We start from the raw sequence: 14,856 nt of genomic DNA, 5'->3' as shown, positions 1-14,856 counted from the left end.
CAGGGATCACCGCATGACGACCAGTACCGCTTACAGCGCCACCGCGCCTGCCCAGCCGACCAACTCCGCCACCCGCGTGGCAACGGCGAGCTTCATCGGCACCGCCATCGAGTTTTACGACTTCTATGTCTACGCCACCGCCGCTGCACTGGTGATCGGACCGGTGTTCTTTCCACAGACGTCCGGCACCGCGCAAATGCTCTCGGCGTTTCTCACCTTTGGTATCGCCTTCCTCGCCCGGCCGCTGGGTTCGGCGCTGTTCGGCCACTTCGGTGACCGCATCGGGCGCAAATCGACGCTGGTCGCCTCACTCTTGCTGATGGGCGTGTGCACCACCCTGATCGGGGTGCTGCCGGGTTACGACAGCATCGGCGCCTGGGCCCCGATTCTGCTGTGCGTGCTGCGTTTCGGTCAGGGGCTGGGATTGGGTGGTGAATGGGGCGGCGCGGCGTTGCTGGCCACCGAGAATGCGCCGAAGGGCAAGCGGGCGTGGTTCGGCATGTTCCCGCAACTGGGGCCTTCGATCGGTTTTCTCGCGGCCAATGGGTTGTTCCTGACCCTGGCCATGACCCTCAATGACGAGCAGTTCCGCAGCTGGGGCTGGCGGATTCCGTTTCTGCTCAGCGCAGTGCTGGTGATGGTCGGTCTGTATGTACGCCTCAAGCTTCACGAAACGCCGGTGTTCGCCAACGCGATTGCCCGTCAGGAGCGAGTGAAAGTGCCGCTGGTCGAGCTGTTCAGCCAATACTGGGCGCCCACCCTGCTCGGCGCGGCAGCGATGGTGGTGTGCTATGCGCTGTTTTATATCTCGACGGTGTTTTCCCTGAGCTACGGCGTGTCCACCCTCGGCTACAGCCGTGAGACGTTTCTTGGACTGCTGTGTTTTGCCGTGCTGTTCATGGCGGCGGCTACACCGTTGTCCGCCTGGGCCAGCGATCGTTACGGGCGCAAACCGGTGCTGATCGTCGGCGGTGTGCTGGCGGTCCTGTCCGGGTTCCTGATGGAGCCGTTGCTGACACAGGGCTCGACCTGGGGCGTGGCACTGTTCCTGTGCATCGAGCTGTTCCTGATGGGCGTGACGTTTGCCCCGATGGGCGCGCTGCTGCCGGAACTGTTTCCGACCCACGTGCGCTATACCGGCGCATCGGCGGCCTACAATCTGGGCGGGATCGTCGGCGCCTCGGCGGCACCGTTCTTTGCGCAGAAACTGGTGGCGATGGGCGGTTTGAGTTATGTCGGCGGGTATGTGTCGGCGGCAGCGGTGCTCAGCTTGATTGCGGTGCTGTGCCTGAAGGAAACGCGTGGCAACGATTTGAATCAGGTTGCCTGACAGAAGATCAAAAGCTTCGCGAGCAGGCTCGCTCCCACAGTGTCCGTGCAGTACACAAAATTTGTGAACACCGCCGAACCTGTGGGAGCGAGCTTGCTCGCGATAGCCGCGCCTCGGTTTACAGCTCTACAACGACAGCCTGAGCCGCACGGGTCGCCTTGGCACGAGCCGCCTCAATCGACTCATCCCGCGCCAACGCCACGCCCATCCGGCGCTGACCGTTGACTTCAGGCTTGCCGAACAGCCGCAGTGCGGTATCCGGCTCGCTCAGCGCCGCACCAAGGTTGGCGAACGCGGTCTGGGTCGACTGCCCTTCCACCAGAATCACCGCCGAAGCGGATGGGCCGAACTGACGGATCAGCGGCACCGGCAGACCGAGAATGGCACGCGCGTGCAGGGCGAACTGCGACAGGTCCTGGGAAATCAGGGTCACCAGACCGGTGTCGTGCGGGCGCGGCGAAACTTCGCTGAACCACACCTGATCGCCTTTGATGAACAGCTCGACGCCGAACAGACCACGACCACCCAGAGCCTCGGTCACGGCTTTGGCCACGCGCTCGGACTCAGCCAAGGCAATCGGGCTCATGGCCTGTGGCTGCCAGGATTCCTGATAGTCGCCCTTTTCCTGACGGTGACCGACCGGTGCGCAGAACGTGGTACCGCCAATATGGCGCACGGTCAGCAGGGTGATTTCGTAGTCGAAATCGATGAAGCCTTCGATGATCACCCGACCTTTGCCGGCGCGACCGCCTTCTTGCGCGTACTCCCAGGCTTTCTGCACGTCATCGGCGCTGCGCAGCAGGCTCTGGCCTTTGCCCGACGAGCTCATGACCGGTTTGACCACACACGGGAAGCCTAGATCCTGCACGGCTTTGCTGTAGTCCTCGAAGGTGTCGGCAAAGTGGTACGGCGAGGTCGGCAGGTCCAGCTCTTCAGCGGCCAGGCGACGGATGCCTTCGCGGTTCATGGTCAATTGCGCGGCGCGGGCGGTCGGGATCACGGTGAAGCCTTCGGCTTCCAGCTCGACCAGCGTGGCGGTGGCGATGGCTTCGATTTCCGGCACGATGAAGTGCGGCTTCTCGGCTTCGATGACCGCACGCAGCGCGGCGCCGTCGAGCATGTTGATCACGTGGCTGCGATGCGCCACCTGCATCGCTGGCGCGTTGGCGTAACGGTCGACGGCAATCACTTCAACGCCCAGGCGTTGCAGCTCGATTACCACTTCCTTGCCCAACTCACCACAGCCACACAGCAATACGCGGGTCGCGGTCGGCGACAATGGAGTTCCGATACGGGTCATCTCAGGTCCTCAAAGAAGCGGATCATCGAGGAAAGCAACGCCAGACGCGCTTTCCATGGGGAGAAAGCGCGGCATTTTACATGAACCGCAGGATTTGGCTCAGCTGGCGACAGCCTGTTTGCGCTCGCGCCAGGCCATGATCAGCCAGACGGCAGTGACGCCAGCGAACTTCGAGACCAGTGCAGTGATGATCACCGGTGGCGTCATCAGGTCGATCATGCCGAAAAAGATGAAGGTATCGAGCGGAATGCTCAGCGCCGAACTGATCCACAGGCGGTCGCGCAGCGGCCGTTTGGTGATGCTGAACACCAGCCAGTCGATGCATTCGGAGATCGCAAACGCCGTGGCGCTGGCCAGGGCGATGGAAGGATCCGAGGTGACGTAGGACAACACCAGCGCCACCAGCATCGCCACGATGGCACCGTGGCCGAAACGGGTTTGCACCATGTCGCGCAACACAAACACCAATCCGCCCCAGGCCGACCAGATGATGTCCAGGTGTGGCGCGGTGGAGAAAGCGAAGTTGATCAGCACGACGCTGCTGATGTAGGCGATGAGGAAAATCATGGCGGCGACCTGGGAAATTGGCGCACAGGTTACTTGAGGCGGAGAGTTCGGCCAAGTCGATCGAAAATTGTATACACGCGTATTGGCAAGCGAACTACCTGTGGCGAGGGAGCTTGCTCCCGCCGGGCTGCGCAGCAGTCCCTGCTTTCAAGAGCAAAAGAGGGGCCGCTTCGCGACCCAGCGGGAGCAAGCTCCCTCGCCACAAAAGCACTTCAACCAATATCTCAGCGCTTGGCCGGGATCATCCACACCAACCCACTCGCTTTCGCCCGCTCATGACACAACCCCAGCACCACCCGCCGCTCGTCATTGGTCATGCGTCCCCAGCGGGTGATCTCCGCGACCGTGCGCTGGCAGCCGGTGCAGATATCGTCCTCATCCAGCGCACAGATATTCACGCACGGCGAGGCAACCGGTCTTTCGGGCGTCTTCATGCTTCCTGCTCTACCAGATCACGCGCATAGCGCCGGGAATTGTGCACATAGTGCGCGGCGCTGGCTTCGAGCATTTTCTTCTGTGGCTCGGTCAGTTCACGCACGACCTTGCCCGGCGACCCCATCACCAGCGAGCCATCGGGGATTTCCTTGCCTTCGCCGATCAGCGAATTGGCGCCGATGATGCAGTTCTTGCCGATTTTCGCGCCGTTGAGGATCACCGCGTTGATGCCAATCAGGCTGTAGTCGCCAACGGTGCAGCCATGCAGCATGGCGTTATGGCCGATGGTCACGCCGGTGCCGATGGTCAGCGGATAGCCCATGTCGGTGTGCATCACCGTGCCATCCTGGACGTTGCTGTTCTTGCCGATCAGGATCAGCTCGTTGTCGCCGCGCAGCACGGCGTTGAACCAGACGTTGGCGCCTTCTTCCAGCTTGACCTTGCCCACCAGCACGGCATTGGGTGCAACCCAGCTCTGTGGATGGGTCTCGACGCGGGCGTCGCCCAGGCGGTATTTCATCTTGTTTTCCTCAGGGCTCACGATGACGGGCCATTCGAGCGATGGCTTCAGGTGTTGATATAGCTTTTGGGCGGGTGATGCAGGCTGATCTGTTCGTCATAGAGCAGATTGATCAGCTCGACAATCATGATAGCGGTCAATCCCCAGATCTTGAATTCGCCGTAACGATAACTCGGCACGTACCAGCTGCGGCCCTGATAATCGATACGATGCGTATGCTCACGCGGGTCTTTGCGGAAGAACTCCAACGGCACGTTGAAGACGGCAGCGATCTCGGCATCGTTGGCCTGGTATTCGACAAAGTCCGGAATCACCCCGACATACGGCGTGACCTTGATGCCATGCAGGGAGATCAGCGGGCTGAGCGGGCCGATGACTTCGACCAGCCCCGGTGGCAGGCCGATTTCTTCTTCGGCTTCGCGTAAGGCGGTGAAAATCAGGTCGGGGTCTTCGGGGTCGCGGCGACCGCCGGGAAAGGCCACTTCGCCGCCATGGGTCGAGAGGCCGCTGGCCCGCAGGGTCAGCACCAGCTCGGGCTCGTCACTGCGGGTGATCGGCACCAGAACAGCGGCCTCGGGGAAACGTTTATCGGTCTCCAGCGTGCGCGGTGTGTGGTTGCTTACCCTATGCAGTAGCTCGTCCAGCATGAGTGTTCTCGATCTGTGCCTTACCCTGCATCATGCACCAATCATTGCAGCCGCCCAAGCCCTTCGCCGGGCCATGTCGCGAAACGACAACTTGCCGACCGACACCGCTGCGCGCCAAGATAGGCGCAGCATTCAGGAACCCCAGCATGAAATTTTGCAGCCAGTGCGGCAACCCGGTGACCCAGCGCATTCCCGAAGGCGACTCGCGACTGCGATTTGTCTGTGACAGCTGTCAGACCATTCACTATCAAAACCCCAATATCGTCGCCGGTTGCGTCGCGACCTGGGGTCGCCAGGTGCTGCTCTGCCGCCGTGCCATCGAACCACGCCTGGGTTACTGGACGCTGCCCGCCGGCTTCATGGAAAACGGCGAGACCATCGAACAGGCCGCGATCCGCGAAACCGCCGAGGAAGCCTGCGCCCGAGTGCGCAATCTGAGCATCTATACCCTGATCGATGTGCCGCACATCAGCCAGGTGCATGTGTTCTTTCGCGCCGAACTGGCCGACCTGGACTTCGCGGCCGGCCCCGAAAGCCTCGAAGTGCAACTATTCGACGAAGCCGACATTCCCTGGGACGAGCTGGCTTTCCGCACCGTGGGGCGTACCTTAGAATGTTTCTTCGCTGATCGCCGCGCCGAAAACTACCCGGTTCGCTCCGAATCGATTCCGCCGCTGGCTCAGCCTGCCATTAGCTGACTCAAAAAATCCAAAGATCAAAAGATCAAAAGATCGCAGCCTTCGGCAGCTCCTACACTTAACGTTGCGTCACTCTTTGGGGAATTGTTTCAATGCGCTGGTTGTTTGCTCTGTTTTGCCTGTCATTCGTCTCAGTCTCCCAAGCGTCCTTCGTGACCACCGTGACGCCGTCGAACACCCCGCTGATCGAAAAAATCCTGGTGCTCAAATCGGCGCATCAACTGCAGTTGATCGCCGACGGCAAGCCGATCAAGACCTATCGGATTTCCCTGGGCAAGGGCGCGAAAAAAGGTCCGAAACTGATTGAAGGCGACAAACGTACCCCGGAAGGCTTTTATTGGATCGACTGGCGCAAGGTCAGCGAGAAATTCAACCTGGCGATGCACATCTCCTACCCGAACATCAGCGACTCGGCCCGCGCCCGCCGCGAAGGCGTCGAGCCTGGCGGGATGATCATGATTCACGGCACGCCGGATTCGGAAGAAACCCCCGAAGACCTGTTCCACACTCTGGACTGGACCGACGGCTGCATCGCCATGCGCAACATGGACATGCGTGAAGTCTGGGGTCTGGTGCCGGACGGCACGATGATCGAGATTCGTCCTTAACGACTGACCACTGGTCACCTGAAAAAAATAAATCAAAAGATCGCAGCCTGCGGCAGCTCCTACAGGGTTGATACCACTTCCCACTGCAGGAGCTGCCGCAGGCTGCGATCTTTTGCTTTTTACAGCCCACCCCTAATACCACTTCAAACCACAAACCCCGAAACCCGCCATTTCATTGGGCTACACGCCAATTCACTGCGTTGACATGGTATTCAAGTGGTATTAATTTCCGCCCCACAAGCGAGCCACAACAATCCTATACTCGCGTCGGAAATGACCTACATGAACGACCTCCAGGCCCTACGCCCAGATGACTCCCAGCCGACGCCGCTGTACCTGCAGCTGGCGCGCAATCTGGAATCGGCGATCCATTCCGGGCAATGGAAGGCCGAGCAGGCCATGCCCTCCGAGCGCAACCTCAGCGAGCAACTCGGGATCTCCCGGGTCACCGCGCGCAAGGCGCTGGAAGTGCTGCTCGATCAAGGTCTGATCCGCCGCCTGCAAGGTTCCGGCACCTTCATCACCCCCCGTCTGGAACAACCGCTGTCACGCCTCTCGGGCTTCAGCGAAATGCTTCGCCTCAAGGGCTTCGTCCCCAGCTCACAGTGGCTGGAGCGCGAAATCACCCTGCCGACTCACGAAGAACTGATCCGCCTGAGCCTGTCGCCGAACGACAAGGTGGCGCGCATGAAACGCCTGCGCAAGGCCGACGACACCGTTATGGCCATCGAGATGAGCACCCTGCCCGCCTCGATCATGCCCAAGCCGCACCTGGTCGGCGATTCGCTCTACGAGTACCTCGACGGCATCGGCAAACCGATCGTCCGCGCCCTGCAGCATATTCAGGCGATCAACGCCTCGGACGAGTTCGCCGCACTGGTCGGCATCGCCCCCGGCACCGCCATGCTGCTGATGACCCGGGTCGGCTATCTGGAAGACAACACGCCGATCGAAGTCACCGACACCTATTGCCGCAACGACTACTACGACTTTGTTGCAGAGCTTCGCCGCTGACCGGCAGCCAGGCCAAACGAGAGAAGCAAAATGTCCGAAGACAACATCCTCACCGCCAGCGGCTGGGTTCGCGGCCGGCTGATTCACGAACACGGCAAAGTCGTGTCGATCGAAGGCGTGCCCTGCGATCCGGCCGAGAATGACCTGCCGTACCTGCTGCCGGGTTTCATCGACCTGCACGTCCACGGCGGTGGTGGCAAAGACATCATGGAAGGCGCCAGCGCCTTCGAAACCATCACCAAAACCCACGTGCGCTTCGGCACCACTTCACTGCTGGCCACCACCATGACCGCGCCGAGCGCCGAGATTTCCAGCGTGCTGAAAGAGGTCGGCGAGTTCTGCGAACAGCGTCCGCAAGGTGCCGCCCGCGTCCTTGGTGTGCATCTGGAAGGTCCGTACATCAACCCCGGCAAACTCGGCGCGCAACCGAATTTCGCCCACACCGCGTTGATGGCCGAAGTCGAGCAATACCTCGCGCTGGCGCCGATCCGGGTGATCACCATCGCTCCGGAAATCGCCGGCCACGACGGGTTGATTCGTGAACTGAGCAGCCGCGGCATCCGCATGCAGATCGGCCACACCCTCGGCAGCTACGAGGAAGGCGTTGCCGCCCTCGATGCCGGCGCGACCAGTTTCACCCATTTGTACAACGCCATGAGCCCGCTGCATCACCGCGAGCCGGGCATCGTCGGCGCCGCGTTGGCCCACGCCAAATTCGCCGAGCTGATCCCGGACTTGTTGCACGTGCACCCCGGCGCGATCCGCGTGGCGCTGCGTTCGATCCCGTGCCTGTACTGCGTCACCGATTCGACCGCCGCCGCCGGCATGCCCGACGGTGAATACAAGCTCGGCAGTCACACCGTGACCAAATGCCTGGGTGGCGTGCGCCTGCCCGACGGCACGCTGGCCGGCAGCACCCTGACCATGGATCAGGCCCTGCGCAACCTGGTGAAGATCGGATTGCCGATCGCCGAGGCCTCGCAACGTCTTTCGCAATTCCCCGCCGACTACCTCGGCATCACCGAACGCGGGCGCCTCGAACCGGGCGCCTGGGCCGACTGCGTGCGGCTGGATCGCTCACTCACACTGACCGCCGTCATGGTCGAAGGAGAAGACATTGACTTCAAAAATGCTTGAAGAGGCGCTGTCCTCGTTCGAGGCCGTGCAAGCCCAACTGCAACAGCTCGACCCGCAGATGATCGAGATCGCCGGGCGCCTGCGCCGCCAGCCGCCGCAAGTGGCGATGACCGTTGCGCGCGGCAGCTCCGACCACGCGGCGAGCTACTTCGCCTACCTGACCATGCAGCAACTGGGGGTACCGGTGGCGTCGTTGCCGATGTCGGTGGTGACCATGCAGCAGGCGCCGTTGAAGGTCAGCGGTCAGGTCGCGTTCGCGTTCTCGCAATCGGGGCAAAGCCCGGATCTGGTCAACAGCCTGCGTCTGCTGCGCAAGCGTGGCGCGCTGAGCGTGTCGATGGTCAACGCCGCCGATTCGCCACTGGAAGCGGCGTGTGAATTCAGTCTGCCGCTGCTCGCCGGCACCGAAAGCAGCGTCGCCGCGACCAAGAGTTTCATCGCCACCCTCAGCGCCAGCGCCCGCCTGATCGCGCACTGGAAAGAAGACCGCGAACTGCTGGAAGCGCACAACGCCCTGCCCGAAGGTCTGCGCGAAGCGGCAAAACAGGACTGGAGCACCGCGATCGACGCCTTGCGCGACTGTGAACGGCTGATGGTCATCGGCCGTGGCGCCGGTTTTGCCATCGCCCAAGAGGCCGCGCTGAAGTTCAAGGAAACCTCGGCGATTCAGGCCGAAGCGTTCAGCAGCGCCGAAGTCCGTCACGGCCCGATGGCGCTGATCGACGCGCATTACCCGCTGCTGGTATTCGCCCCGCGCGGTGCCGAACAGGCCGGCCTGATCAGTCTTGCGGCAGAGATGCGTCAACGCGGTGCCCGTGTGCTGCTCGCGGCACCGGACGACATTCTCGAACGCGACCTGACCCTGAGCCGCGCCGAACACCCGGCCCTCGACCCGATTCTGGCGATCCAGAGCTTCTACGTGATGGCCGCCGGCCTGGCCGTGGCTCGCGGCATGGACCCGGATCAGCCGCGTCACCTGAGCAAAGTGACCCGTACGCACTAAGTCCGAATGACTGCACACCTGATGAGACCGAGCCATGCACAACAACAATAAAGAGCTGACCCTCAGCGCCCCGCTCAGCGGCCCGGTGCTCACGCTCGCCAAAGTCCCGGACGCGGTGTTCGCCAGTGGCGCGATGGGCGACGGCATCGCCATCGACCCGTTGAATGACACTCTGTATTCGCCGTGCGCCGGGCTGATCATCCACGTCGCGCGCACCGGGCACGCGTTGACAGTACGCGCCGACAACGGCGCGGAAATCCTTCTGCACCTGGGCCTCGACACCGTTGAACTGAACGGCGAAGGCTTCTCGATGCTGGTCAAGGACGGCACCCGTGTCAGCAAGGGGCAGCCGTTGTTGCGCTACGACCTGGACAAGGTCGGCCAGCAATGCAAAAGCCTGGTCAGCCTGTTGATCCTGACCAACAGTCAAGACTTCGAGGTTCGCCCGATCACCCTCAAAGCGGTGAAGGTCGGCGACCCGTTGCTGCACATCATTGCCCGCAACAGTGCGGCAGTGAATGTTGAGGAACCTGGCGGGACTGAGGTGCATGGGCAGGTGTCGGTGGCGCATCGTGGCGGTTTGCATGCACGCCCGGCCGCGCTGATTCGGCAGACTGCACAAGGTTTCAAAAGCCACTCGCAGTTGCACTTCGCCGGCAAATCGGCGCCGTGCAACAGCCTGATCGGGCTGATGGGCCTGGCGGTTGGCGAACAGGATGAGGTGCACGTCAGTTGTCAGGGGCCGGATGCCGAAGCAGCGTTGCAAGCGTTGCTCAGCGCGTTGGCCACGGCGCTGCCGGATGATCATCACGCGGCGGCGCCGGTCAGTGTTGCCACTCTTAAGCGCCCGCCCGAGGCTGGCGTGTTGCACGGAGTATGTGCTGCGCCGGGACTGGTTGGCGGGCCGCTGTTTCGCCTGAACACGATCAGTTTGCCGGCGGATGCGGGCAATCATGATCCGCTGCAGCAACAGCAGGTGCTCGACGCGGCGCTGAATCAGGTGCGCAGCGAAATCGACGGCACCCTCGCGCAAGCGAAAAAACACAAGAATGTCGACGAAGAGGCGATCTTCGCCGCGCATCTGGCGCTGCTCGAAGACCCGGCCCTGCTCGACGCTGCGCAGCATTCCATCGTTCAAGGCGCAGCGGCGACTCACGCCTGGAGCCAGTCGATCGATGCCCAGTGCGAGGTGCTGCAACGCACCGGCAGCGCGCTGCTGGCCGAACGGGCCAATGACCTGCGCGACCTCAAGCAACGGGTGCTGCGCGCCGTGCTCGGCGAAGCCTGGCATTACGAGGTGCCGGCCGGCGCCATCGTTGCTGCGCATGAACTGACGCCGTCGGATCTGCTGCAACTCAGCGCGCAAGGTGTCGCGGGATTGTGCATGGCCGAAGGCGGCGCGACCTCGCATGTGGCGATTCTGGCGCGCGGCAAAGGTCTGCCGTGCCTGGTTGCACTGGGCGCCGCTTTACTCGATCAAGCACAAGGTCAGTCGGTGGTGCTGGATGCCGATGGCGGTCGCCTCGAACTGAAGCCAAATGCCGAGCGTCTGGCCGAAGTGCAGCAGGCGCAAATCGAGCGTCAGCAACGCCGCGATGCGCAACAGAAAAAGGCCCACCTGCCCGCCGAAACCCGCAATGGCGTGGTCATCGAAGTGGTCGCCAATGTTGCCTCCAGCCATGAGGCGGCAGACGCCTTTGCCAACGGCGCCGATGGCGTCGGCCTGCTGCGAACCGAGTTTCTGTTCGTCGACCGGCAGACCGCGCCGGACGTCGAAGAGCAGCGCTCTGCCTATCAAGCGGTGCTCGATGCCATGGGTGAACATTCGGTGATCATCCGCACCATCGACGTCGGCGGCGACAAGCAACTCGACTACCTGCCGCTGCCTGCCGAAGCCAACCCGGTACTCGGCTTGCGTGGCATTCGTCTGGCTCAGGCCCGTCCGGAAATCCTCGATCAACAACTGCGCGCACTGCTGCAAGTCAGCCCGCTGCGCCGCTGCCGGATCCTGCTGCCGATGGTCACCGAAGTCGACGAACTGCTGCACATTCGTCAACGCGTCGATGCGTTGTGCCTGGAACTGAACATCAGCCAGCGCCCGGAAATCGGCGTGATGATCGAAGTCCCCGCCGCCGCGCTGCAAGCCGAACAACTCGCCGAGCACGCCGACTTCCTCTCGATCGGCACCAACGATCTGTCGCAATACACCCTGGCCATGGACCGCGACCATGCCGGCCTCGCCGCCCGGGTCGATGCCTTGCACCCGGCGCTGCTGCGCCTGATCGCCATGACCTGCGCAGGCGCGGCAGTGCACAAGCGCTGGGTCGGCGTGTGCGGCGCCCTCGCCTCCGACCCGCTCGCGACGCCGGTACTGATCGGCCTGGGCGTGACGGAACTGTCGGTCAGCCCGGTGCAGATCGGTGAAATCAAGGACCGCGTGCGCCAGTTGCACGAGGCCGAATGCCAACGCCTCAGCCTCGACCTGTTGAAACTCAACAGCGCCGCTGCGGTACGTCACGCCTGCCACCAGCATTGGCCTCTGCACTAACAACAAGCTCTCTATAAAGAGCAGGGAGAACCACCATGTACCAACTCTTCATCGAAGGCCTGCAACGCCTCGGCCGCGCGCTGATGCTGCCGATCGCGATCCTGCCGATTGCCGGCCTGCTGCTGCGTCTGGGTGACACCGACCTTTTAAACATCGCGATCATTCACGACGCCGGGCAAGTGATCTTCGCCAACCTGGCGATGATCTTCGCCATCGGCATCGCTGTCGGGTTTGCCAAGGACAACAACGGCACCGCAGGCCTGGCCGGGGTGATCGGTTACCTGGTGATGATCTCCACCCTCAAGGTGCTCGACGCGAGCATCAACATGGGCATGCTCGCCGGGATCGTCAGCGGCCTGATGGCCGGCGCGCTGTACAACCGCTTCAAGGACATCAAGCTGCCGGAGTACCTGGCGTTCTTCGGCGGCCGGCGCTTCGTGCCGATCGTCACCGGGTTCGCAGCCGTCGGGCTGGGCGTGGTGTTCGGCTACATCTGGCCGCCGATCCAGCACGGCATCAATGCCTTCGGCGCGCTGATGATGGAAAGCGGCAGCATTGGCGCGTTCGTCTTCGGCGTGTTCAACCGCCTGCTGATCGTTACCGGCCTGCACCACATCCTCAACAACATGGCGTGGTTCGTGTTCGGCAACTTCACCGATCCGACCACCGGTGCACTGGTCACCGGCGATCTGTCACGCTACTTCGCCGGCGATCCGAAGGGCGGCCAGTTCATGACCGGCATGTTCCCGATGATGATCTTCGGTCTGCCTGCTGCGTGCCTGGCGATGTACCGCAACGCGCTGCCGGAGCGGCGCAAGGTCATGGGCGGGATCTTCCTGTCGATGGCCCTGACCTCGTTTTTAACGGGCGTGACCGAGCCAATCGAATTCGCCTTCATGTTCCTCGCCCCGCTGCTGTATCTGCTGCATGCGCTGCTGACCGGCCTGTCGATGGCGATCACCAATGCGCTGAACATTCACCTGGGTTTCACCTTCTCCGGCGGCTTCATCGACATGGTGCTCGGTTGGGGGCGCTCGACCAATGGCTGGCTGGTGATTCCGGTCGGGCTGGCTTACGCCGTGGTGTATTACGCGGTGTTTGATTTCTGCATTCGTCGCTTCAATTTGAAGACGCCGGGTCGTGAGGATGTGGCCGCCACCGAGAAGTCAGTGCTCACGGAAAACGAACGTGCCGCTGCGTACATCAAGGCCTTGGGCGGTGCCGAGAATCTGCTTACCGTGGGCGCCTGCACGACTCGTCTGCGCCTGGAAATGGTCGATCGCAACAAGGCATCCGATGCGGATTTGAAAGCGCTGGGCGCGATGGCCGTGGTACGCCCGGGCAAGGGCGGCAGCTTGCAGGTGGTGGTTGGGCCATTGGCCGACAGCATCGCCGACGAAATCCGGCTCGCGATGCCAGCGCTGGGGCGTGCGTTGGTGGCTACGCCTACGGTGGTGGTCGAGGAATCGAAAGCTGCATTCGTCGCTGCACCGGAAGCCCAGCAATGGCTGACAGCACTGGGTGGTAGCGAGAATGTGCTGCAGCTGGACTGCATCGCCCTGACCCGCATTCGCCTGCAACTGGCCGATGGTAAAGCGCTTTCCGAGGCTCAGTTGAAAGAGCTGGGTTGCCAGGGTGTAAGCCCGTTGGAAGGTGGGGTCTGGCACTTGTTGATTGGCGAGAAAGCCGCGAGTTTGAGTGGGGCGATTGAGGCGTTGGTTAATCGCAGTGAGGTCAGCGCCAAAGTCTGACCCCACACATCACCCATGTAGGAGCTGCCGCAGGCTGCGATCTTTTGATTTTGCTTTTTACAATCATAAGCAAAGATCAAAAGATCGCAGCCTCGTTTCACTCGACAGCTCCTACATGGAAGCTATCTTTCCCAAGAATCAGGTCGCCATCGCTGACGAGCCAGGCTCCCACAGGTTGGGCAAAGTTCTCAAAATCGTACACGACGTTGTGGAAGCAAGCCTACTGGCGATCAACGATGTCGCGTTGTCAGGTTTGTGGATCGACCCGGTCCAGCGCGCGGTTTACCGCCAGTTCGGCGAGCATGACGATTTGCTGGATCGCCAGTGCGTTGCTGCGTTGCAGGCCGCTGAGTTCGCTGGCGAAGTTGCTGGCCATGGCACTGGCGCAGGCCAACGATTCGTAGGCGTGGGCTAGCAGGGTTTCGGTGTCGATGCTGGGGTTGACCAGGAACATTGTGCTGGGCTGATGCGCCTGAGCGGGTTGCTGGGTGAAGTAGAAATCGACAGCGCGCTTGATGGCTTCACGGTCTTTCGTCAGGTCTTCGACGCGGATGGCGTCGACGGGTGGTGCTGTGGTTTTGTGGGGTGGGTCGGGGATCAGTTTGTCCATCGAACAAGTCCTTTTAAGTGTTGTAGCCACTTGATCCCGATCTCACTCGGAGAAGAGGTGGCAGCCATGTACGGAGTGAGATTACCGGTAAGGACCCCAAATCCGGCCGGACCGAAGTCCGCCCGTACATAGCCGCCATAAGGAATTGCTGACAGCGAAAGCTGGCCGCAATTATGGGGGCACTTGTCTGGGGATCCAAATCGGGTATCTCACCTCCCGGTCGCTGAATTGGCAGCGACAGACGAAGCCTAGAGACCGGACGTCCGAGGGACAACCTGAAAATCTTGTGGGAAGGTTCTGGTAATTCCACACACTCTTAAACACAAAACATCTCGTGTAGGAGCTGCCGAAGGCTGCGATCTTTTGATCTGCCCTTTGCCTGTAAAAAACCAAAGTCAAAAGATCGCAGCCTTCGGCAGCTCCTACAGGTGAGTACTGCACCAGATAGAAATTGGTCGGCTTTCAGGCCGCCATCGCTGGCAAGCCAGCTCCACAATGGATTGGGGGTATTCAATTGGAGAACGGTTGGCTGGCAGGGCGCCTTCGCCGGCAAGCCAGCTCCCATATTTTTAACTTGTGAACACCGCCATGCGGCGAAGCCGCCCCACTCCAGGATGAGCGCAAGCTCGGCTGTCGTTCTTGATCTTGATCTTGATCCACGGGCGACGTCGGAAGGCTGAGTGGAGGG

Annotated in this window: 14 protein-coding genes; 8 read left to right on the top strand and 6 right to left on the bottom strand. The window is 61.7% G+C overall.

Annotated elements, in window-relative coordinates; genetic code table 11:
- Nucleotides 1–13: 13 nt before the first annotated feature.
- A complete protein-coding gene (locus OC71_RS01245; protein ID WP_041063127.1) occupies nt 14–1,330 on the top strand; it encodes an MFS transporter in 1,317 nt (438 codons plus the stop codon).
- 118 nt (nt 1,331–1,448) lie between these two features.
- On the opposite strand, the gene purT is transcribed toward OC71_RS01245, so the two are convergent.
- From purT to OC71_RS01220, 5 genes are all read right to left on the bottom strand, one after another.
- On the bottom strand, nt 1,449–2,630 hold the full coding sequence (gene purT / locus OC71_RS01240) for a formate-dependent phosphoribosylglycinamide formyltransferase (RefSeq protein WP_041063124.1): 1,182 nt from the start codon (nt 2,628–2,630) through the stop codon (nt 1,449–1,451).
- A 99-nt stretch (nt 2,631–2,729) separates the two neighbouring features.
- Entirely contained in the window at nt 2,730–3,197 is a 468-nt protein-coding gene (locus OC71_RS01235) for a preQ0 transporter (RefSeq protein WP_041063121.1), read from the bottom strand.
- Nucleotides 3,198–3,421: 224 nt separating this feature from the next.
- Nucleotides 3,422–3,631: a DUF1289 domain-containing protein gene (locus OC71_RS01230; RefSeq protein ID WP_041063118.1), complete on the bottom strand. Its 210-nt coding sequence runs from the start codon at nt 3,629–3,631 to the stop codon at nt 3,422–3,424.
- Nucleotides 3,628–4,152: a gamma carbonic anhydrase family protein gene (locus tag OC71_RS01225; protein WP_041063115.1), complete on the bottom strand. Its 525-nt coding sequence runs from the start codon at nt 4,150–4,152 to the stop codon at nt 3,628–3,630. Before OC71_RS01225 ends, OC71_RS01230 begins: the two co-directional genes overlap by 4 nt.
- Nucleotides 4,153–4,199: 47 nt before the next feature.
- On the bottom strand, nt 4,200–4,799 hold the full coding sequence (locus OC71_RS01220; protein WP_007967803.1) for a CoA pyrophosphatase: 600 nt from the start codon (nt 4,797–4,799) through the stop codon (nt 4,200–4,202).
- Nucleotides 4,800–4,945: 146 nt separating this feature from the next.
- Between OC71_RS01220 and OC71_RS01215 the strand changes: the two genes are divergently transcribed.
- The 7 genes from OC71_RS01215 to nagE all read left to right on the top strand — a co-directional run bounded on the left by OC71_RS01215 (nt 4,946) and on the right by nagE (nt 13,558).
- Nucleotides 4,946–5,497 (top strand): NUDIX hydrolase, encoded by a 552-nt coding sequence (locus OC71_RS01215; RefSeq protein ID WP_041063112.1) that lies wholly within the window; start codon nt 4,946–4,948, stop codon nt 5,495–5,497.
- A 92-nt stretch (nt 5,498–5,589) separates the two neighbouring features.
- Entirely contained in the window at nt 5,590–6,105 is a 516-nt protein-coding gene (locus OC71_RS01210) for a murein L,D-transpeptidase family protein (RefSeq protein ID WP_041063109.1), read from the top strand.
- Between the two features lie 282 nt (nt 6,106–6,387).
- On the top strand, nt 6,388–7,119 hold the full coding sequence (locus OC71_RS01205; protein WP_027610964.1) for a GntR family transcriptional regulator: 732 nt from the start codon (nt 6,388–6,390) through the stop codon (nt 7,117–7,119).
- 30 nt (nt 7,120–7,149) lie between these two features.
- Nucleotides 7,150–8,256 (top strand): N-acetylglucosamine-6-phosphate deacetylase, encoded by a 1,107-nt coding sequence (nagA, locus tag OC71_RS01200; protein WP_041063102.1) that lies wholly within the window; start codon nt 7,150–7,152, stop codon nt 8,254–8,256.
- Entirely contained in the window at nt 8,249–9,259 is a 1,011-nt protein-coding gene (locus tag OC71_RS01195) for an SIS domain-containing protein (protein ID WP_041063098.1), read from the top strand. Before nagA ends, OC71_RS01195 begins: the two co-directional genes overlap by 8 nt.
- A 34-nt stretch (nt 9,260–9,293) precedes the next feature.
- Nucleotides 9,294–11,807 (top strand): phosphoenolpyruvate--protein phosphotransferase, encoded by a 2,514-nt coding sequence (gene ptsP, locus OC71_RS01190; RefSeq protein ID WP_041063095.1) that lies wholly within the window; start codon nt 9,294–9,296, stop codon nt 11,805–11,807.
- Nucleotides 11,808–11,842: 35 nt separating this feature from the next.
- A complete protein-coding gene (gene nagE, locus OC71_RS01185) occupies nt 11,843–13,558 on the top strand; it encodes an N-acetylglucosamine-specific PTS transporter subunit IIBC (RefSeq protein WP_041063092.1) in 1,716 nt (571 codons plus the stop codon).
- Nucleotides 13,559–13,805: 247 nt separating this feature from the next.
- Here nagE and OC71_RS01180 read toward each other — a convergent pair whose 3' ends face one another.
- Nucleotides 13,806–14,168: a DUF6124 family protein gene (locus OC71_RS01180; RefSeq protein WP_041063089.1), complete on the bottom strand. Its 363-nt coding sequence runs from the start codon at nt 14,166–14,168 to the stop codon at nt 13,806–13,808.
- Nucleotides 14,169–14,856 lie beyond the last annotated feature (688 nt).

It is taken from the genome of Pseudomonas sp. W15Feb9B (assembly GCF_000828175.1).
GTDB classification, from domain to species: domain Bacteria; phylum Pseudomonadota; class Gammaproteobacteria; order Pseudomonadales; family Pseudomonadaceae; genus Aquipseudomonas; species Aquipseudomonas parakoreensis.
Note: the sequence above shows the minus strand (reverse complement) of the source record. Positions and strands in the feature narration are given on the sequence as shown.

Excerpts from the sequence above, each read along its gene's own strand:
- ptsP (WP_041063095.1), top strand. The coding sequence starts at position 9,294 with ATGCACAACAACAATAAAGAGCTGACCCTCAGCGCCCCGCTCAGCGGC.
- nagA (WP_041063102.1), top strand. The coding sequence starts at position 7,150 with ATGTCCGAAGACAACATCCTCACCGCCAGCGGCTGGGTTCGCGGCCGG.
- OC71_RS01195 (WP_041063098.1), top strand. The coding sequence starts at position 8,249 with ATGCTTGAAGAGGCGCTGTCCTCGTTCGAGGCCGTGCAAGCCCAACTG.
- OC71_RS01235 (WP_041063121.1), bottom strand. The coding sequence starts at position 3,197 with ATGATTTTCCTCATCGCCTACATCAGCAGCGTCGTGCTGATCAACTTC.
- OC71_RS01215 (WP_041063112.1), top strand. The coding sequence starts at position 4,946 with ATGAAATTTTGCAGCCAGTGCGGCAACCCGGTGACCCAGCGCATTCCC.
- OC71_RS01220 (WP_007967803.1), bottom strand. The coding sequence starts at position 4,799 with ATGCTGGACGAGCTACTGCATAGGGTAAGCAACCACACACCGCGCACG.
- OC71_RS01245 (WP_041063127.1), top strand. The coding sequence starts at position 14 with ATGACGACCAGTACCGCTTACAGCGCCACCGCGCCTGCCCAGCCGACC.
- nagE (WP_041063092.1), top strand. The coding sequence starts at position 11,843 with ATGTACCAACTCTTCATCGAAGGCCTGCAACGCCTCGGCCGCGCGCTG.
- OC71_RS01210 (WP_041063109.1), top strand. The coding sequence starts at position 5,590 with ATGCGCTGGTTGTTTGCTCTGTTTTGCCTGTCATTCGTCTCAGTCTCC.
- OC71_RS01180 (WP_041063089.1), bottom strand. The coding sequence starts at position 14,168 with ATGGACAAACTGATCCCCGACCCACCCCACAAAACCACAGCACCACCC.
- OC71_RS01225 (WP_041063115.1), bottom strand. The coding sequence starts at position 4,152 with ATGAAATACCGCCTGGGCGACGCCCGCGTCGAGACCCATCCACAGAGC.
- OC71_RS01230 (WP_041063118.1), bottom strand. The coding sequence starts at position 3,631 with ATGAAGACGCCCGAAAGACCGGTTGCCTCGCCGTGCGTGAATATCTGT.
- purT (WP_041063124.1), bottom strand. The coding sequence starts at position 2,630 with ATGACCCGTATCGGAACTCCATTGTCGCCGACCGCGACCCGCGTATTG.
- OC71_RS01205 (WP_027610964.1), top strand. The coding sequence starts at position 6,388 with ATGAACGACCTCCAGGCCCTACGCCCAGATGACTCCCAGCCGACGCCG.